Genomic DNA, 17834 nt, shown 5'->3' with positions numbered 1-17834 from the left:
TCGGCCGCGGGCTCGGTCCCGAGGACCTGCTCGGACAGCCACTGCTGCACGGTGTTGAGCTTGTCCCAGCTGGCCGTTTCGCTAGTCGCGGGCTGAAAGGCCCGCCGGTCAGGCGATCTTCTGGCGCTGGGGCGTCTTGCGCATCTTCACCCCGCCGACGATGAGCGCCAGCCCCGCGGCGACGATGCCGAGGTAAGTGGTGGACGGAAGGTCGACCGCTTTGTGCATCCAGCCCCACTCCGTGCCGAAGAGGGTCTGCGAAGCGAAGCTGACAAGCCCCTGGGCTCCTACGGCGTAGCCGTCTTCGGATAGCGGTTCCCGGAGTTGAGCGCTTGCGGGATCATGAGGGATGAGCCCGGATGACATCTGCGTGCTGCCGGGTGCGGGCAGCGGCTGGTGCTGGTACTGGAACTTCAGCGTCAGCACCGTGCCGTAGCCCCGGTCGGCGGCGGCCAGAAGTTTCTGCATGCCCGGCTGGTCCGCGACGCTGCCCTGGTCGGCCCCACTCATGATGTAGAAGCCGCGCAGCCAGCTGGCCGAGGCAGCCTGCAACTGGGCGAAGTCGATGAGGTCGAAATCCTGGTTGTAGTTGGCGGCCAGGGCCCTGGCGAGCCGTCAAGAACTGACCCTGGCCGACCTGGAGGGCGAGCCGCTCCTGGACACCCCGACCCGCCGCCGCACCACCTCCGCGGAGGAGAAGTTCGAGCTGATCGCCCCCGGCCACGGCATCGCCCTGGTCCCACTGAGCGTCGCCCGCACCTACTCCCGCCCCCGACCTGACCCATATCCCGGTCACCGACCTACCCTCCGAGGAAACCTGCCTCGTGCCCCCCACCACGACCCGCGAACCACGGGTCCTGGCCTTCCTGCACATCGCCACCACCGCGCTCCGCAGCGCTTAGACGGTGTCCTATGTGGTGATCGCTCGTTGGGCTGTCTATGGGGCGGGGTACGTGGAGTTGGATTGTTCCGGACGGGTTGTGGGAGATCGCGAAGCCGCTGATCCCGCCGTCGAAGGTGCGGCCGCAGGGCGGCGGAACGCAGGACACGCCTGATGAGACGCTATTTACGGCGATCATCTATGTGCTGGTCAGTGGTTGTGCCTGGCGGGCTCTGCCGCCGTGTTTCGGGATATCGAAGTCGACCGCGCACCGCCGGTTCCTGATCTGGTCGCGGGCCGGGGTGTGGGGCCGGCTGCATGAGGCGGTGCTGCACCGACTCGATAACGCCGGCCTCATCGACGTCTCGCGGGTGGTCCTCGACTCCGCTCACGTGCGGGCTAAAAAGGGGGCGAACTCACAGGTCCGAGCCCCGTGGACCGGGGCAAGCCGGGTTCCAAGATGCACGTCCTGTCGGACGCGAACGGACTGCCCCTGGTCGTCGGCGTCTCGGCCGCCAACACCCACGACAGCGAGGCGCTGAAGCCCATGGTCGAGGGTCACCAAACGAGACACGACCCCCGCCGCGGCCGCCACTTCAAGCCCCAACGCTTGCACGCTGACAAGGCGTATGACATCCCCCACCTGCGAAAATGGTTACGCGGCAAGCGCATCGGCGTGCGCATCGCCCGTAAAGGCATCGAGTCCAGCGAACGGCTGGGCCGCCGAGGGTGGGTGATCGAGCGGACCATCTCGTGGCTGTCCGGCCACCGCCGACTCAGCCCCCGCTACGAACGCCACCCCCGCAACTACCTCGCCTTTCTCGCCCTCGCCGCAGCACTGTGCTGCTACAAGCGACTCCTCCGCCTCACCACATAGGACACCGTCTTAGAAGGCTCATGAAGATCTTGGGGTTCTGGCCCCGCCGCGTGAGCGGCGGGGCCAGACTCGTTTCGTGGTGATGGGGGAATGGGCCGGGGAGACGGTCGGGCCGGATGTGTGGGAGACCTGCCGGGAGTTGATTCCGGCGGGGAGTGTGTTCGCGTTTCTGGCCGAGCACCGTGGTGCTCTGTTCCCGGCGGAGATGTTCGCGGACATGTACCCGTCGGCGAACGGGCGCCGAGCATGCCGCCGCAGCTCCTGGCCGCAGCGATCACGCTGCAGGCCCTGCACGGGCTGTCGGACTTCGAGACGGTCCAGGAACTGCAGTGTGACCTGCGATGGAAGGCCGCCTGCGGGATCGGTTTGCATGACATGGCGTCCGATCCGTCGTTGCCGGCCTACTTCCGGCGCCGGCTATCCCGTTCGGCCCGGCCCAACCGGGTGTTCGAGGCGGTGCGGGAGGTGGTGAAGGCCACCGGCGTGCTGAAGGGCAAGCACCGGCGGGCACTGGACTCCACCGTGCTGGACGACGCGGTCGCCACCCAGGACACCGTCACGCAGCTGATCGCCGCCGTCCGCGCGGTGATCCGCGAGGTCCCCGGGGTCGGCGAGGTGGCCGCGGTGCAGTGCACCGCGTACGACTACAACGACCCGGGCAAGCCGAGGATCGCCTGGAACGACGGACTGGGGGCGGGACCGGAAGCGCGAGAAGGCCGAGGCAGACCTCGAGGAAGTCCTGGCCACGTTCGCCGGGTTCGACAACGGACTGATCCTCACCGAGGCAGCCGCCGCCGTCCGCCGCTGGTGAGGCGACGAGGCGGCAGGGGGAATGACCTCAGCTCAAGCCGGGCGGTGCGGCCTTGTCACGGCCGTTGTCCGGCTCCTCACCCGGGCAAACCGTTTCTTCCGCTCCCCGCCGCGGCGACTTCTTCCTCACAGCCATCGCAGCAGCCGCACGAGCCAACTGCGCTTGCACCTGCTCGAATGCTCGCGACCCTGACCGCTTCCGCTTATGACTTCCGCTCATACACGTTCAACGTCCCATCGCATTGTCCGTAACCGCAATACCGCCAAATGGGGCACTGTTCCCCCTGCTCCAACTCGCCGGCGGGGCAGGATCCCGGCCAACGTGGTCCTCGGCATCATGGCCCAGGAGTCCAACCTGTGGCAGGCCGAGGGCGGATCGATCCCCGGGCAGATGGGCAACCCGCTGGCCGCCGTCGACGGCTACTACGGCCACAAAGCCAACCCCAGCGACCCGGCCGCCTACTGGCAGATCAACTGGGACGAGTCCGACTGCGGCTACGGCGTCGGCCAGGTGACCGACGGCATGCGGCTGGCCGGTCACGAAAAGCCGGGCGAGACCAGCCTGGATCCGCGCCTGCAGAAGCTCGTCGCGATCGACTACGCGACGAACGTCGCGGCCTCCCTGAAGATCCTTGCCGACAAGTGGAACGAGGTCCACCAGGACGGCCAGAAGATCACGGTCAACAACGACGACTCGTCCAGGGTGGAGAACTGATTCACCGCCGTGTGGAACTACAACCTCAGTTTCACCCCTCCGTCGCAGGCCGGCAGCCATTCCGGGCACTGGGGCCTGGGCTGGTACAACTGCGCCCTGTACGAACGACACGGAGACGGGGGCTCCAGCCGCTACCGACACCTGGCCGACCTGCTCTTGATCAGCCAGCAGGAGAGGGTCGACGCCCCCACGGCCTACCAGGCTGTACATCGGGAAGCCGAACTCCGCGCGCCCTGGTCAGCCGGGCACGTCAAAGCCGTGTACGCAGTGAGGCCGTCCGTCGAAGCCGAAGGCTGCCCGAGCGCATTGCCGATTTCCGGGCATCGCCTGAATGCACCGCATCGCGGCCGGTCGGGCGATAGAGTTGAAAGGTGCGTTGATCTTCCGGGTGGCAGCTACGTACAGCCGCAGACGGTGCAGGGTGCCTCATAACAACGCCGTTTCTCGGCAGCCGTTCTCGGAACTCGACAACATTCTGGATCCGCTTGATCAACATCTGTTGCCTTAACTCGGCATCAACCGTTCTCGCGTCACATCGACGAAGCCAGAGGATCCCTAGAAACTGCCGTCGGCAGGGAGTTCGCGCATTCGCCCAGCGGTAGACATCTGTGAGCCTGACCGAAGCGGCATCAGGGTGCGAGGCGCACGCCGATCGGCTACCGCCTGTTGACCCTTCGCCTGACAATCAGGGCTCGTGCGACGGCCCATGACTGGAGCGTTATGGCTGGATCTCAAGCTGAACTACGTTGCTGCCGCCTCGGAGGCCGGACGTGAGGCAATCGGTGGGTAGTTCCTCGGGCAGCCCGGCGACGGTCCGCTGAACGGGATGGCCTTGGCCTCGTCCTTGGATGACGTGGCCCCGCTGGATGACGACCAGGACGCCCGCGACGCGGACTGTGCTGGCACTGTCGTACACGATCAGCGACCTGCTGCCGTCGGCGTATCGGACCGTTTCCTGCCCACTTCCGCCGGACACGGCGACGCAGGAAGCCGCCGGTGCGTCTGAGGAGAAGGACCCGGTGGCGGCAGCGATACGGCCGGGGCTGACCGTGCAGGTGTACGTGATGTCCGCGTACACATGGGTCGGCCGGGGCAGGAGGGCGAGCGGTGGGTCGTAACGGCTGACACTGTGGCCCGTGCAGCCGACGCTGCCCCCTTCGCGCGTTGTGGCCTGACCAGCCGGCGCCCACGCCAATGACGACGCCGCCAGCACCAATGAACACAGTGTCACCGGCATGCCACGCTTACCGAACATATTCCCCTCCAGCACGTCCTGCACCGCTAATGACCCTGGTCTACCCAGGGGAACACCCCCTGCCCCAGCGCCTGGAAGTGCACAGCCCGCGCACGAACCGCTCGGCGCGCGGTCGCGCGCGCCTGGCCTCCCGCTGGATTCCATCCGGTCGGCTCCGGCCGCATCGGACCTGGCACACAGCGGGTAGCAAGTGCCGGACGAGTCCTCGTCGAGCAGGAAACGAGCAGGAGGAGATCTCCCGTGGGCCGTACCACCCTCACCGTCGCTACCCTCGCCCGCAGGCGTATCTTCGCCATGATGGACCCGGACGGGGACGGGATCATCTCGGCGCACGACTACCTCTCCCGGGTCGACCGTGCCGTCCATGCCACGGGACGTACGGAGGACGACCCGCTCGTCGTCGCGGCCCGCGAGGAAGCCCACAAGGCGTGGGGGGCAATGGATGCGAACGGCGACGGGCAGCTGACCTTCAACGAGTACGACGCATGGGTCGGCGCCGACAAGTTCGACAACATCTGCCGGTTCGCCCTCGGCTCACTGTTCGACCTCGCCGACGCCGACGGGGACGGTGCCCTGGACAAGGCCCAATTCACGGCTCTGCGCACCGCGCTGAACAATGCGCCCGGAAACACTGGTGCCGCGTTCGAGGCGCTGGACGCCGATGGCGACGGACGAGTCGGCCGTGACGAGTACCTGGCGGCGATCCGTGCCTACGTCATCGGCGACGCCTCCCCGATGGGCGAGGCCCTGTACTAGGCACTGCCTGGTGCGTTACGCGCTGAGAAGCGGTTGGCGGTCTTCATGTCGGCGGCTGGGGTCCGGGCATCGTCGCTAACCGTGTGCGGGCTGCCCAGGGTGAGACTTGCCCGACAGCCTGCCCACAGCATTGGCTCAGGAACCGTTTGCATCAACTCGGCACTGTCTGGATTCACGTCACGCGGAGTCAGGACCGCCGTCGGTTTTCCTTGCGCCAGACGAACTTGAGTCCTGACCAGTCCTCACCGAGCGCGGCAACCTTCACATCGACGATACCGAAGGGAAGGAAAAGGTCGCGCAGGGCGCTTTCGGTGATGTCGCTGTGGTGACCGGCTGCGCGGCGGGGCCAGGCGATCCACAGCATCGCCTGATCGGCCAGGGCCTCGACCAGTCCGGAAGCCTCGGCGGACAGCTCGCTGAAGGACCGGTAGAAGGCGATAGTGGCATCGGCACCGGCGGGGCCGCCGTCGGTAACCGTGCAGCGTTCGGGGAGACCGGGAATCTCCCAGGGGATCGGCCCATGGAACAGGCGAACCTTGTAGCCCGGCTTGATACCGATCTTCTGGGCAAGAGGCGTGCTGGAGTAGCCACCACTCGCCATGGCAGCGCTCATGTCTGGATAAGGGTGAGAACGTTGCCGGCAGGGTCTTTGACCTGCGCCTTGGTCACCCAACCGTTATCGGTCGGCGGCATCACGACGACAGCTCCCAGCTTCCTGGCGTGAGCGACGACCTGCTCGAGGTCGGGGACCGCCACGCCAAGGACGACACTCGCGTGTTCGGCTTCCACGATTGCCCCGCCAAACCCGCCGGGCGTGTGGACCAGCGCATAGCCCGGGCCCTTGCGATCGATCCGCCAGTCCAGCAGATCGCCGTAGAAACGGTTCAGCTCTTCGTCGTTGGGTCCGCTGATGTCGAAGTGCACCACCGCGCTCGCTGGGCGCGGACTCTGCTCACTCATGTCAGGTTCTCTTCCTGGTGGGGCGCGTTGCTGTCCTGGGTCTGGATGGCGGCCGGGAAGGCTTCCATGAGCATCTCGGCGAGCTGGTGCAGCCGTTCGGGACAGGCCCGGTATAGCCGGTACGTGCGGTCGATCCTCATCGTGACCAAGCCGGTCTTGCGCAGCGATTTCAGGTGCTCCGACACGGTGGCCGGGGCCAGGCCGAGTTGTTCGGTCACCTCACCCGCTTCCCGCTCGTGCTCCCACACCTCGAAGAGGATCCGCCGCCGGTGCCTGCTTGCGACCGCGCGCAAGAGCTCATCGAGATCATCTGGCTCAACCACAAGGATGACGCTACTTCGGAATAATCCGAAATACAACCCTCAATCCGCGCGGAGCGCCGCACCCGGCCAGGAAGGGCCCGGCGCGGCGCTCCAGGACGCTGCTACTGGGTGGTGGTTTCGGTGACCACGAGGAACTGGTCGCTTCCGAGGTCCATCACGACCTGGGCGCCCGGCCTGACTTGGACGCGCTGAGCGGCGGCGTACTCTTCCGCCGACCAGGAGCCGCGGGGTCCTCCGGCCGGGAACCGCTCCAGGACGGTGCGCCGGGTCTGGGTTGCCTTCAAGGCCGCCTCCCTCCGGGAGCAGCTGGTGGTCACGGGTCGGTGTCTTCGGGGGCGGGGACGTCGCCGAACATGTCGTCCATCGCCTGTGTGACGGCGGGCCGCTTCTCGGGCCGGGTCGCGTTGAGGACCGTGTTGGTGAGGCTGATCAGGTCGATGTCCTCGAAGAGCTCGGTGAGGTCCGCGATGGTCTCCGGGTCCAGGACGACGCCGTCGGGGCGTTCGCTGTCCAGGTAGCAGCTCATGGCGTCGACGTAGTCGGCGAGCCGGTGGGCCATGGCCGGGGTGACGTCGAAGCTGCGGCAATGCTCCAGGCACGGACCGAGGGCCCCGGTCGGGCTGATGTGGATGCGGATGCTCTGCCCGGAGCCTGGGGCGGCCTGTCCGAAGCCGGTGAGCGCTTCAGCGAGAGCCGTGATGGCACTGTTGCGGTCCGCGTCCGCATCTGCGGTCGCAGTTCCTGCGTCATCCCGCTCCGCGTCCAGCAACGGCGCTTCCCAGAGCACTTCGACCGTTTCGGCGCGCAGCCGCATGAACTCGTCGGCGGTGTCCGGGAGCGTGAGGTGGCCGATGACACGCAGCAGGTCGCCGGGCTGCCGCTCGGTGAGCATGCGTGCGCGGTTTCCGATTCCATGGTGGTGCAGGGAATGACCTTCCCTGTCAAGTCAGTGTGTTCAGGCTCGGTGGAGGAACTGGCACGGTAGTCCACCTGCCTCGTCCCACCGAGGGGTACAGGCGCTGCCTTCAGTGGATGCTCAGCCCAGTGCATTCAGGAAGACAGCGCCGTGTCCTGGTTAGGAAAATCTCCGCTTCCGGAGGCTCGCCACTGTTCGATGCGGCGGATCAGTCCACAGGGAGCGGGCTCGCGCCCCGTGCCTGCCCTCCGGTGGCGACTGCCCAAGGGGGCTGACGCCCTGGCGTAGCGGCCTTCAACGATCGGAGAAGCAGCTGACGCAGCATCCGGAATGGTTCTCCAGTGGATCAGAGGTCGAGGACCAGGCGGTCGCCTTTGGCTCGGGAGACGCAGATCATCATGGTGTCGCCTGCGGCGCGCTCCTGGTCGTCCAGGACCGAGTCGCGGTGGTCGATCTGTCCGGACAGCACCTTCGTCTCGCAGGTTCCGCAGATTCCCTCCTCGCAGGAGGTCATCACCGGCACACCGGCAGCTTCGACGGCCTCAAGAATGGACATGTCCTCAGAGACGAGCAGTTTCTTGCCGGACTGGGCCAGCTCGACCTCGAAGCTGCCCTGCGGCCCGGCCGTGACATCCTGTTTCGGGGCGAAGCGCTCCAGGTGCAGAGATCCGCTCGGCCACTTCTCGCAGCCGGCTTCGACCGCCGCGAGCAGCGGGTCCGGGCCGCAGCTGTAGACGGCTGTCTTCCGTTGCGGCTTGCCGAGCAGCGAGGGAAGGTCCAGCAGCCCGTATTCGTCCTGGGGCCGCAGGCTGATCCGGTCTCCGTAGGCCCGCTGCAAAGTCTCACCGAATGCCATCGACGCTCGGGTGCGGCCCCCGTAGACGAGGCGCCAGTCGGCGCGGGTGGCGTTGACGGCTGCGACCATGGGCAGGATGGGGGTGATGCCGATTCCGCCTGCGATGAACAGGTAGTTTTTGGCTTTCACGAGCGGAAAGTGGTTGCGTGGCCCGCGGATTCGTACCGACTCACCTTCGGTGAGCACGTCGTGCACGTAGCTCGACCCGCCGCGACTTTCCGGTTCACGCAGCACCGCGACCTGAAGACAGGTCCGGTCCCCCGGGTCCCCGCACAGTGAATACTGCCGGACCAGGTCGGCTCGCAGTACCAGATCGATGTGGGCTCCCGGCTGCCATTCCGGCAGTGGACGTCCCTGCGGGTCGCGCAAGGTCAGCAGCACGACACCTTCGGCTATCGTTTCCTTACGTTCCGACACGAGGTCGAGTTCGGCTTCGGTGCTAAGTGTGCTCATGATCGGCCTTCCATTTCTTGCGGTGATGATTCGGTGATGCGTCCTTTTCTGAGCGATCAGGACGGGAAGCAGCGGCCGAAGTCGCGCAGGAGTCGGGGTGAGCCCTGCAGCTTGATCTGCCGGCGCACCAGTGCCCACGCCAGCAGTGATGGCTTGCTGAGGAATCGCAGCCAGGTGCGCGTGTCGGCGGTGACCCTGAGATCCGGCTCACCGTGGTGTCCGTCGGTGACATCGAGTTCGCGGTCGCGGATGGTCACGGTGATCTGCCTGGACTCGTCGCCGGTGAAGGTGAAGTGATAGGTGGCGGACATGTCCTTGGCCTGTTCGCGCTGAAAGATCAGCGGCAGGCCTTCCACCAGACCGTCGATGCTGTTCGCGCGCAGGCTCATCGCGACATGCTTCGTGCGCTTGTTGGGGAACCGGTCGGCCACGTGCTGCTCGGCGTCGGAACCCGGGACGACGTAGACGGTCTCTTCTTTGTCCAGCAGTGGGCGTACGACCTGGGTCAGATGTGCCTTGCGATCGTCCAGCCAGGGGCCGATGACGTCCTCGCCGGCCGGGCAGACTGACATGCAGTAGGCGGCTTTGTAATTGGCGCCGAAGGAGAGGCTTTGCCACATGGACGCGCTCTCGCTGTCGCTCACTCGCGAACGGTAGTCGTGGGCGTTACGGCTTTCGGCGACCTGTTCGGCCCAGTCGCCGAAGCCACCCATGAACTCGCGGTAGTTGTGTGTGTAGCAGGCGGAGAAGTTGAAGTGACCGTCGGAGGCGATCGCCCCGGTCGGGCAGGCCGTCACGCACAGCTTGCATTCCAGGCAGGGGTTGTACTCGATGGGCTGGGTGTATTCGCTGACCTCGGCGTCGATGAGGATGGTGCCCAGCAGGATGAAGTTGCCGAATTTGGGGTGGATGACGTTGCGGTGGATTCCCATCTTGCCGAGCCCGGCAGCCACGGCAACCGGCTTGTGCGAGACGACCCATGTTTTCCTGGGGAACTTGTCCATCTCCATCGGAAAACCCATCGCGGGGTTGAGGGCGCGCACGCCCATCGCCTCCAGCTTGCCCACCACTTGCCGGCCGACCTCGTTGGAGTGGTCGCCGGTGTGATGGAATTCCAGGTTGGCGACCGAGCGCGAGGGAGTGCGGATGTTCTCCCGGTTCATTCGGGTCACGAAGCTGACCAGCACTCGGACACCCGGCAGCGCGGCTTCCAGGTCTGCTCGCTGGTCGGCGACTTCCGGTCGGTCGATCTCGACGAAACCGACGTCGTCCGCACCCGCGTCGAGACAGAGCTGCCGCAGCCAGGACGCGTCCAGTGGCTCGGCGGGCCGGGTGACGCCGCGGTCGTGCTGCTGGCGGACTTTGACGACGGTGGGATGGTCGTCGAGCTTGTTCTTGCTGGCCATCGTGCATCCTTTCCTGTTTCTAACCTGGTGTCAGGTGTGCGGTGACCGCTCGTGCGACGGTGTCGCGCACCTCGGTATGGGTGGGGGTCGGCAGGCCGCGTTCGGCGGCGAGTTCGGCCAGGGAGGTCATCCGGACGCCGGGTAGGGCACAGGCGGTGAAGGTGGTGTAGACGCTCAGGTCGGGGTCGATGTTGAGGGCGAAGCCGTGGCTGGAGACGCTCCCGCTGATGCGCATGCCGATCGAGGCGAGTTTGCGGTGATCGGGGGTCCATACGCCCGCCAGGCTCTCGGACCCCGGCGGCGTCTCGCGGCGGACCGCTGGGAAACCGAGGCTGTCCAGTGCGTCGATCAGTGCCTGCTCGACACGGCGGATCAGGCCACGGGGGCCGAGCTCGCGCACGTTGAGCACGAGGTAGCCGATGAGCTGGCCGGGGCCGTGGTAGGTGGCATGTCCGCCGCGGTCTGTCTGCACCAGGTCGATGGGTGAAGCCGCGTCGGGCAGTTGGTCGTTCGGCGTCCGGGCGGTGTAGGTGATCACCGCAGGGTGCGTGAGCAGGAAGAGCCGGTTGGCGGCGAGTTCCTGTTTGCGTTCCTCAACCCAGCGGGCCATGTCCGTCTGCGCCGCCGCGTAGGGTATTTCTCCCAGGTCGACGCGTTCCAACTGCCGGTGTGACGGTTGTTCACCCACGGATCTCGGCGCCATCACCCCTCGTCCCCTCCCTCATGACCGCGGTTCGACCGCTCGGCGACTCGGCCAGTCGCCAGCTTCTGGATGCGCGGATGGTTCTGCAGCGCCCAGCGCACGGTCTTCGGCGGGCGCCCGAGCAGGGTTTCCAATTGGTCGGTGACGCCGCGGTATCCGCCGCCGCCGATCAGCCGGGCGAGGGTCTTTATGTGCTCCGCGGTGTGCGGAAACTCGGCCAGGGCGGGGTCCACGTAGGTCTCGTTCCAGGTTTCGACCTCTTCGGGCACGGAGGTGACTTGGCGTCCCAGCACGGCCCCGAAGTCCTCCGCGAACCCGTGCATGTCCTTCAGTTCCGGACCGGTGAGCTCGTAGATCTTCGAGATGTGCGGCGCCGGGTCGGCCAGGATCTTCGCGCACGCCTCTGCCACGTCGTAGCCCGCGACGGGCGGGAAGCGGTGGTGGCCGAAGGGCAGGCGCAGTTCACCGTTGCTCAGCGGGGCCAGGGCCAGCCAGGTCATCAAGGGGTTCTCGACGAATATGGCCGCCCGTATGTTGACGGTCGGGAGGCCGGACCACTCCAGCACCCGCTCGGCGACCCAGTGGGCGCGCTGCTGCGGCGACCAGTTGGCGACGAGTCCGCCGAGCCATGCACGCCGTTCCTCGACCGGCGCGGTCATCTTCTCGAACGTCATGAACGACTGCTCGTACTCGGACATGTTGACGAAGACCTCGATGTCGCCCTGGGCCCGCGCCGCCGCGGCCATCAGGCTGACGGCGTCGGTGTAGTACGGCGACAGGCTCATGCTGAAGTAGATGCGCCGGACGCCCTTCAGCGCGGCTGTCACGTCGGCGATGGTGAGCAGGTCTCCGACGAAGACCTCGGCCCCGGCCTGGCGGAGCGACTGCGCGCGTTCGTCGTCCTGCCGTACGAACGCCCGCACCGGATGTCCTTGGTCGAGCAGCATGTCGACGATCGTTCGGCTCACTCCGCCGATATGACCGGCGGCTCCGGTGATCAGGATGGGATGGCGCTCTGACATTGGTGATTCCTCTGTCTGATTGGGGTGTGAGTCAGCTGGATGGGAAGGCCACGAGATGTGGCCGGCGATCGTTTTGGGTCGCTTCGGTCGCCTGGGGCGTCTATGCCGTCGCTCGGCGAGGTGGCGGGCCAGGGTCTCGGTCGGACTCGTGGAGGTGACCGGGCCCGTCGGAAGCGGTCGATGACGGTGAAGCCGCCTGGCTCGATGGCCGCCTCCACGCGTGCCTTGGGCCCTCTGCCCACCGGACTGTGCCGGCCAGGCGGATTCTGCGCAGTGTCATCGGGGTGCGGGGCCGTCGATGTGGGCGAGGAAGTCCAGGAGCGCGGCGTTGGTCTCCGCGGGACGCTCCTGCTGCGTCCAATGCCCACAGCCCTCAAGCACCACCACGTCATGCAGGTGCGGGACAGCGCTCAGCAGGTTGTCCGGCCCGCCCTCGCCTCGGAGAATCTCGCCCATCGAGGGGCCCCCGTCCGGGCTGCGAAACGAGGTGACCATGTCGCGGTCTCCCACCACGTACAGCGCGGGAACGTCGATCCCCCGCCCCCGGAATGCGGCGAGCAGTTCGTTGTTGCGCTCGATGTTCCGGTACCAGTTGAAGGCTCCGGTGAACGCCCGTTCGCCGTGGAGGGCGAAGTCCTCGGCGTACGCCTGGATGTCCTCCTCGGTCAGCCAGTCCGGCAGGTCGGGTGAAGCCGGCATGGTGTCCAGCAGGCCCAGACCGTCGGGTATGACCAGCGGGCGGGGCTTGCTGCCGAGCGGGTTGTCGCCCGAGGCACCGACCAGGAGGCGGCGGAAGGATTCCGGGATGTCCTTGGCGAACTCGGCGTCGGCGACTCCCGGCTGCTGGAAGTAGACCTGGTAGAAGCCCTCGCCGTACTGGGTGCGGGTGATGGAGGGCGGGACCATTCCGCCGGGCAGGATCGGCGGGACACTGAGCCCGGCCACCGCACGGACCTTGTCGGGGCGCAGCATCGCCGCGGTCCAGGCAACCGGTGCGCCCCAGTCGTGTCCCACGACGACCGCCTGTTCCTCGCCGAGTTCCTCGATCAGGGCGATCACGTCGCCGACGAGGTGAAGCAGGGTGTACGAGGTGACGTCCGGCGGCTGCTCACTGCGGGCATAGCCGCGCTGGTCCGGGGCGACGACCCGGTACCCGGCCGCTGCCAGCGCCCCGAACTGGTGACGCCAGGAGTACCAGCTCTCCGGCCAGCCGTGCAGCAGCAGGACCAGCGGCCCCTGCCCCTGCTCGGCGATGTGCAGCCTGATCCCGTTCACGTCGACGAAGCGGTGGGTGAGCGAACTTTCCATGAGAATTTCCTCGGATTCGGTGAGGGCGTGCTACTTGTTCAACTGCGGGTAGAGGGCCTCCAGACCGGCGGACAGCTGCGACTTGACCCAGCGGGTGGTGTCGTCGGCCAGCACCTCGTGCGCCCCCGCCTCGATGCCGTCGAGGGCGGCTACGGCGACGTCGCGGGGGTCGGCCTTGGGAGCGTCGACACCCGAGGTCATGTCGGTGTCCACGTAGGCCACGTGAAGTCCGGTCACCGCGATGCCGCGCGGCTGCAACTTAAGACGCAGGGAGTTGGTCTGCGACCACAGGGCGGCCTTGGAGGCGCCGTAGGGCGTGCCGTCGGCCAGCCAGGACAGGGCGGAATGGACGTTGAGGATGTGCCCCCCGCCATTGCGCTCGATGATCGGCACGAAGGCCCGGGTGACCAGCAGCGGCCCGTAGAAGTTCGTCTCCAAGTCACGGCGCACCTCCTCCATCGGGGAGTCGAGGTACGAGGCGCGGACCGAGGCGCCGGCGTTGTTGATCAGGATGGTGACGTCCTCGGCCTGCTCGGCGGCGGCCGTCACGGATGCGGGGTCGGTGACCTCAAGAGCCAGCGGAACGGCACCGGGGTGCGTCACCGTGCGCGGGTCACGGGCCGTGGCGTAGACCTTTCCGGCCCCGCGCCCGTAGAGCTCCTCGACCAGCATCTTGCCGATGCCCCGGCCGCCCCCGGTGACAAGGACAGTGGCGCCTTCGATTGCTGTCACGACTACCTCCACAAGCTGGAAACCGATCGGTTTCTCTTACCGTAAACCGATCGGTTTCTTCGTGCAAGTCAGGTCATAGTCGTATGAAACGCGTCAGCAGCCATGAGGGAGCGATGACCACACCCGGAGTCCGGCGGAGAGACTGAGGGGTGCCCTGTCGTACGGCTCGGCGTCGCCGGGATGCCCCGCCGGCGGCTTTACGGGCCCACCCGAGTCGGCGATCAGGGGCGACCACCTTCCGGCGGCACAGGGAAATCAGGGGCGGCAGCCACTCGGGCCGCCGTGACGGCCCCGGCAGCGACGGGGACTCACGGCACGAGGTCACGACTGCAGGGATCGGTTCACCGGTTGGCCCACCGCCTCAGGTGACTGATCGGTGAAGTAGCTGCGTGTCCCAGGCCGTCGTCCAGTCCGTACGGGGGCCAACGGCAAGACAGGTACGGACAGGCCCCACCCTCCGTCTGTCTGATCCCGCACCCTGGGAGCTGCTGGGAGACGGTCAGCCCACATGCTGCGGCTCGACGGTGGTAGCCACTCGGTCGCGTCGAGGTCCCCGTGCGGCTCCGTCCACGAAAAAGGCCGCGGCCTGGCGCAGGCCCGTCTGGGTGAGATGACGTCGGCCATGTCGCCCATGGGCCCTTCGGCGCTTGTTACCGGGCCGGAACCACCGGCATCGTCATGTACCTCTCCTTAGGTCGGCCAGACTTGTCTCGGGGCAGTCACGCCACCGCGTTCAACAGGTCGGCCAGTACGTCGGGCCGTTCCAGGGCGATGAAGTAGCCGGCCCTCGGCACCTGCGTGAAGTCGGCGGCCGACAGCAGCTCCTTGTTGGCTTCCCGGTCCGAGGGCCGGGACCAGTCCTTCTCGCCATAGACGAGGCGGACGGGGGCCTTGACCTCGGGATAGCGCGAGCGGGCCGCGATGAGGCTGGGCAGGTTCTGGTACACCGCCGGGCGACGGCTGGGTATCCGGGGCGGCGGCCCACTTGGAGGAGCTCGTCTACGTAGTCCGCCCGCAGCGCGCTCTTGTCGCCGAGGCCGCCCTGACGGATCTTGCTGAGGGCGGTCTTCGGCTCTACCCCGGCGATCACCGGACCGGGCGATTCCACCCCGGAAGTCGTAGGCGTTCACCGCGACGACGCGCCGTACCCGCTCCGGCAGATCGGCTGCGGTGGTCAGGGCGAGCACCGCCCCCATGGACTCACCGACCAACGTCACGTCCTGGAGGTCGAGTTCGGTAAGGACTGGTAGCAGAAAGAAAGTATGGAATGACTGAGCGTCAGCTGGGGTTCCTCTTGCGTTGACTTGGTTGATGCGGGGGTGTGCGACGGCTACTGGGGCGGGTACGCGCAAGCCGTGGGAGATCGAGGACGCGTTGTGGGAGCGGATCGAGCCGCTGCTGCCGGTTGTGGAGCGGCGCTACCGGTATCCCGGTCGTAGGCGGCTTGACCAGCGCAAAGTGCTGTGCGGGATCTTGTTCGTGCTGTACACCGGGATCCGGTGGGAGTTCCTGCCGCAGGAGCTCGGCTTCGGTTCCGGGATGACCTGCTGGTGGCGGCTGCGGGACTGGAACGAGGCCGGAGTGTGGCAGCAACTGCACGAGCTCCTGCTCGCCGAACTGCGCGCCGGCGACGTGCTCGACCTGTCCCGTGCCTTGCTCGATGGCTCCCACCTGCGGGCGTTGAAGGGGCGGGGATGCCACCGGGCGCTCTCCGGTGGACTGGGGTAAGACAGGCAGCAAGCACCACGTCATCGTCGACGCCCACGGCATCCCGCTGGCCGCCACCGTGACCGGCGGCAACCGCAACGACGTCACCCAGCTCCTACCTCTGATCCAGGCTGTGCCGCCTATCAAGGGCAAGCGCGGACGCCCGCGCCGGCGCCCCGACGTGCTTCTGGCCGACCGCGGCTACGACCATGACATCTACCGCCGCTAGGTCCGCGACCTGGGTATCCGCCCGCTCATCGCCCGACGCGGCACCGAGCACGGCAGCGGACTGGGCAAGAACCGCTGGGTCGTGGAAGCCGCCTTCGCCCTGCTCCACTGGTTCCGCCGCCTATGCATCCGCTGGGAGATCCGCGCCGACATCCACCATAGGCATCAACCAGTGGCGCGAGGAGACGGAATGGCCCCTGTCGCGGGCCGTGGACACGGTTTTTCACCTGCGCGCGGACGGACGCCTGACCCTTGAGCCGCCGTCCACCGCCGAACAGGCCGAGGAGTTCACCTACGACCCCATGGATCCGGTACCCACCAGCGGCGGCGCGCTCCTCATGGGCGGTGGGCTCCTCATGACCGACGAGTTCCGCCCCGGGCCGCTCGACCAGGCGGCCGTGGAGGCGCGCGAGGACGTCCTGGTCTTCACCACCGAACCGCTCGCCGAGGACGTCGAGGTGACCGGTCGCATTCGGGCGGTTCTCTTCGCCGCCACGGACGGGCCCTCGACCGACTGGGTGGCGCGCCTGTGCGACGTGGACGAGCACGGCGTCTCCCGCAATGTGGCCGACGGCATCGTGCGGGTGCGGGCGATACCGGGTGAGCCGGCCGAGCGCGTCGTGGACCTGTGGTCGACCAGCATCGTCTTCCGGGCAGGGCACCGCATCCGGGTCCCGGTCACCTCGAGCAACTTCCCCCGCTGGGACCGCAACCTCAACACGGGCGAGCCCGAGCAGAGTGCGACCACGGCCCGAGTGGCCCGGCAGCAGATCTTCCGCGACCCCGACCGGCCGTCCCGCATTGTCCTGCCGGTGGTTCCCGTCCGGTAACAAATGCCGAAGGCCCCATGGGCGACATGGTCGACGTCATCTTGCCCAGACGGGCCTTCCCCAGGCCGCGGCCTCTTTCGTGGACGGAGGGTGCGGCCTGTGCGCATGTCCTGCCCGTTGGCCCCCTGCGGACTGGACGACAGCCTGGGACACACGGCTTCTCCCCTGCGCCGCCCGAAGGCGGGCCGCCCTGAACGCCGATCACGGCTGGGCCCGTAAGTCCGCCGTCGGGCATCCCGGCGACGCCCGAGCCCTCCACATGACTGCTGAGGCGTTTCAAACAACTATGACCTGACTTGCGCAGGAAAACCGATCGGTTTACGGTGGATGAAACCGATCGGTTTCCTAACTCCTGGAGGTAGTGGTGACAGCAATCGAAGGCGCCACTGTCCTTGTCACCGGGGGCGGCCGGGGCATCGGCAAGATGCTGGTCGAGGAGCTCTACGGGCGCGGGGCCGGCAAGGTCTACGCCACGGCCCGCGACCCGCGCAGCGTGACGCTTCCCGACGCCGTTCCAGTGGCGCTGGAGGTCACCGACCCGGTCTCCGTGGCGGCCGCCGCCACGCAGGCCGAAGACGTCACCGTGCTGATCAACAACGCCGGTGCCTCGGTCGGTGCGTCCTTCCTCGACTCCCCGGTCGACGACGTACGCCGGGAGTTCGAGACCAACTTCTACGGCCCGCTGCTTCTCGCCCGGGCGTTCATGCCGGTCATCGAGCGCAATGGCGGGGGGCACATCCTCAACGTGCACTCCGTGCTCTCCTGGCTGGCCCTCGGCGGCTCCTACAGTGCTTCCAAGGCCGCGCTGTGGTCTCAGACGAACTCCCTGCGTCTGGAGCTGCAGCCGCGCGGCATCGCTGTCACCGGCCTGCACGAGGGATACGTGGACACGGACCTCGCGGCCGGCGTCGACGCACCCAAGGCGGACCCCCGAAAGGTCGCCGCACTCGCCCTGGACGGCATCGAGGCCGGAGCGTACGAGGTGCTCGCCGGCGACATCTCAGTGGCTGTCGTGCAGTCCACACCTAGCCTCAGATCAATGATGGGACGCGCGACCTGAGGGTCTCGTCTCGCCTTCAACCCTTTCCTCGAGAACA

General features: G+C 67.2%; 19 protein-coding genes and 2 pseudogenes. 7 read left to right on the top strand and 14 right to left on the bottom strand.

All coding sequences use genetic code 11. The features are described 5' to 3' along the window. Positions 1-108: 108 nt before the first annotated feature. A complete protein-coding gene (locus ABT288_RS02635; protein WP_351601923.1) occupies positions 109-552 on the bottom strand; it encodes a hypothetical protein in 444 nt (147 codons plus the stop codon). A gap of 387 nt (positions 553-939) precedes the next feature. Here ABT288_RS02635 and ABT288_RS02630 point away from each other — a divergent pair. The 3 genes and pseudogenes from ABT288_RS02630 (at position 940) to ABT288_RS02620 (ending at position 3282) form a co-directional block, all read left to right on the top strand. Next, positions 940-1757 (top strand): IS5 family transposase gene (locus tag ABT288_RS02630; RefSeq protein WP_351601920.1). Its coding sequence is split into 2 segments (ribosomal slippage): positions 940-1282 and positions 1282-1757, totalling 819 coding nucleotides; the frame shifts between segments, so codons are not numbered across the junction. 82 nt (positions 1758-1839) lie between these two features. After that, positions 1840-2441 (top strand): annotated as a pseudogene (locus ABT288_RS02625) (transposase family protein); the annotation flags it as partial. A gap of 448 nt (positions 2442-2889) precedes the next feature. Then, complete coding sequence (locus ABT288_RS02620) at positions 2890-3282, top strand: hypothetical protein (RefSeq protein WP_351601917.1); 393 nt, start codon at positions 2890-2892, stop codon at positions 3280-3282. A 718-nt stretch (positions 3283-4000) separates the two neighbouring features. On the opposite strand, the gene ABT288_RS02615 is transcribed toward ABT288_RS02620, so the two are convergent. Then, positions 4001-4561 (bottom strand): hypothetical protein, encoded by a 561-nt coding sequence (locus tag ABT288_RS02615; RefSeq protein WP_351601915.1) that lies wholly within the window; start codon positions 4559-4561, stop codon positions 4001-4003. A gap of 216 nt (positions 4562-4777) precedes the next feature. Here ABT288_RS02615 and ABT288_RS02610 point away from each other — a divergent pair, with 216 nt between their 5' ends. Then, positions 4778-5293, top strand: coding sequence for an EF-hand domain-containing protein (locus ABT288_RS02610; protein ID WP_351601912.1), 516 nt, complete (start codon positions 4778-4780; stop codon positions 5291-5293). Between the two features lie 187 nt (positions 5294-5480). Here the strand turns inward: ABT288_RS02610 and ABT288_RS02605 are convergent, their stop codons facing one another. The 12 genes from ABT288_RS02605 to ABT288_RS02550 form a co-directional block, all read right to left on the bottom strand. After that, a complete protein-coding gene (locus tag ABT288_RS02605; RefSeq protein ID WP_351601909.1) occupies positions 5481-5906 on the bottom strand; it encodes a DUF3052 domain-containing protein in 426 nt (141 codons plus the stop codon). Continuing rightward, on the bottom strand, positions 5903-6253 hold the full coding sequence (locus ABT288_RS02600) for a VOC family protein (RefSeq protein WP_351601906.1): 351 nt from the start codon (positions 6251-6253) through the stop codon (positions 5903-5905). Before ABT288_RS02600 ends, ABT288_RS02605 begins: the two co-directional genes overlap by 4 nt. After that, a complete protein-coding gene (locus ABT288_RS02595) occupies positions 6250-6576 on the bottom strand; it encodes an ArsR/SmtB family transcription factor (protein WP_351601903.1) in 327 nt (108 codons plus the stop codon). The genes ABT288_RS02600 and ABT288_RS02595 overlap by 4 nt, the downstream gene beginning before the upstream one ends. Before the next feature lie 101 nt (positions 6577-6677). Next, entirely contained in the window at positions 6678-6860 is a 183-nt protein-coding gene (locus ABT288_RS02590) for a DUF8839 family protein (protein WP_351601900.1), read from the bottom strand. A gap of 29 nt (positions 6861-6889) precedes the next feature. Continuing rightward, positions 6890-7468, bottom strand: coding sequence for a hypothetical protein (locus ABT288_RS02585; protein WP_351601897.1), 579 nt, complete (start codon positions 7466-7468; stop codon positions 6890-6892). Positions 7469-7838: 370 nt separating this feature from the next. Further along, positions 7839-8801 carry a PDR/VanB family oxidoreductase gene (locus tag ABT288_RS02580; protein ID WP_351601894.1) on the bottom strand — a complete coding sequence of 321 codons (963 nt, stop codon included), beginning with the start codon at positions 8799-8801 and terminating at the stop codon, positions 7839-7841. A 56-nt stretch (positions 8802-8857) separates the two neighbouring features. Continuing rightward, positions 8858-10207 (bottom strand): SCP2 sterol-binding domain-containing protein, encoded by a 1350-nt coding sequence (locus ABT288_RS02575; protein WP_351601891.1) that lies wholly within the window; start codon positions 10205-10207, stop codon positions 8858-8860. A 19-nt stretch (positions 10208-10226) separates the two neighbouring features. After that, a complete protein-coding gene (gene lipB, locus ABT288_RS02570) occupies positions 10227-10895 on the bottom strand; it encodes a lipoyl(octanoyl) transferase LipB (protein WP_351601888.1) in 669 nt (222 codons plus the stop codon). Positions 10896-10909: 14 nt separating this feature from the next. Next, positions 10910-11932: an NmrA family NAD(P)-binding protein gene (locus ABT288_RS02565; protein ID WP_351601885.1), complete on the bottom strand. Its 1023-nt coding sequence runs from the start codon at positions 11930-11932 to the stop codon at positions 10910-10912. 276 nt (positions 11933-12208) lie between these two features. Then, entirely contained in the window at positions 12209-13240 is a 1032-nt protein-coding gene (locus tag ABT288_RS02560; RefSeq protein WP_351601882.1) for an alpha/beta fold hydrolase, read from the bottom strand. Positions 13241-13270: 30 nt separating this feature from the next. Next, entirely contained in the window at positions 13271-13972 is a 702-nt protein-coding gene (locus ABT288_RS02555) for an SDR family oxidoreductase (protein WP_351601880.1), read from the bottom strand. A 719-nt stretch (positions 13973-14691) separates the two neighbouring features. Continuing rightward, positions 14692-15324 (bottom strand): alpha/beta fold hydrolase, encoded by a 633-nt coding sequence (locus ABT288_RS02550; RefSeq protein ID WP_351601877.1) that lies wholly within the window; start codon positions 15322-15324, stop codon positions 14692-14694. Here ABT288_RS02550 and ABT288_RS02545 point away from each other — a divergent pair. From ABT288_RS02545 to ABT288_RS02535, 3 genes and pseudogenes are all read left to right on the top strand, one after another. Further along, positions 15284-16163 (top strand): annotated as a pseudogene (locus tag ABT288_RS02545) (IS5 family transposase). The gene ABT288_RS02550 and the pseudogene ABT288_RS02545 sit on opposite strands and share 41 nt — an antisense overlap. Then, positions 16117-16737 carry a CocE/NonD family hydrolase gene (locus ABT288_RS02540; protein WP_502972716.1) on the top strand — a complete coding sequence of 207 codons (621 nt, stop codon included), beginning with the start codon at positions 16117-16119 and terminating at the stop codon, positions 16735-16737. Before ABT288_RS02545 ends, ABT288_RS02540 begins: the two are co-directional and overlap by 47 nt. Before the next feature lie 364 nt (positions 16738-17101). Then, positions 17102-17797, top strand: a complete 696-nt coding sequence (locus tag ABT288_RS02535) for an SDR family oxidoreductase (RefSeq protein ID WP_351601875.1) — start codon at positions 17102-17104, stop codon at positions 17795-17797. Positions 17798-17834 lie beyond the last annotated feature (37 nt).

Source organism: Streptomyces sp. NPDC001093, assembly GCF_040298985.1.
Lineage (GTDB): Bacteria > Actinomycetota > Actinomycetes > Streptomycetales > Streptomycetaceae > Streptomyces.
This window is presented reverse-complemented; position numbering and strand designations above follow the sequence as displayed.

Excerpts from the sequence above, each read along its gene's own strand:
- ABT288_RS02605 (WP_351601909.1), bottom strand. The coding sequence starts at position 5,906 with ATGAGCGCTGCCATGGCGAGTGGTGGCTACTCCAGCACGCCTCTTGCC.
- ABT288_RS02600 (WP_351601906.1), bottom strand. The coding sequence starts at position 6,253 with ATGAGTGAGCAGAGTCCGCGCCCAGCGAGCGCGGTGGTGCACTTCGAC.
- ABT288_RS02585 (WP_351601897.1), bottom strand. The coding sequence starts at position 7,468 with ATGCTCACCGAGCGGCAGCCCGGCGACCTGCTGCGTGTCATCGGCCAC.
- ABT288_RS02580 (WP_351601894.1), bottom strand. The coding sequence starts at position 8,801 with ATGAGCACACTTAGCACCGAAGCCGAACTCGACCTCGTGTCGGAACGT.
- ABT288_RS02575 (WP_351601891.1), bottom strand. The coding sequence starts at position 10,207 with ATGGCCAGCAAGAACAAGCTCGACGACCATCCCACCGTCGTCAAAGTC.
- ABT288_RS02565 (WP_351601885.1), bottom strand. The coding sequence starts at position 11,932 with ATGTCAGAGCGCCATCCCATCCTGATCACCGGAGCCGCCGGTCATATC.
- ABT288_RS02560 (WP_351601882.1), bottom strand. The coding sequence starts at position 13,240 with ATGGAAAGTTCGCTCACCCACCGCTTCGTCGACGTGAACGGGATCAGG.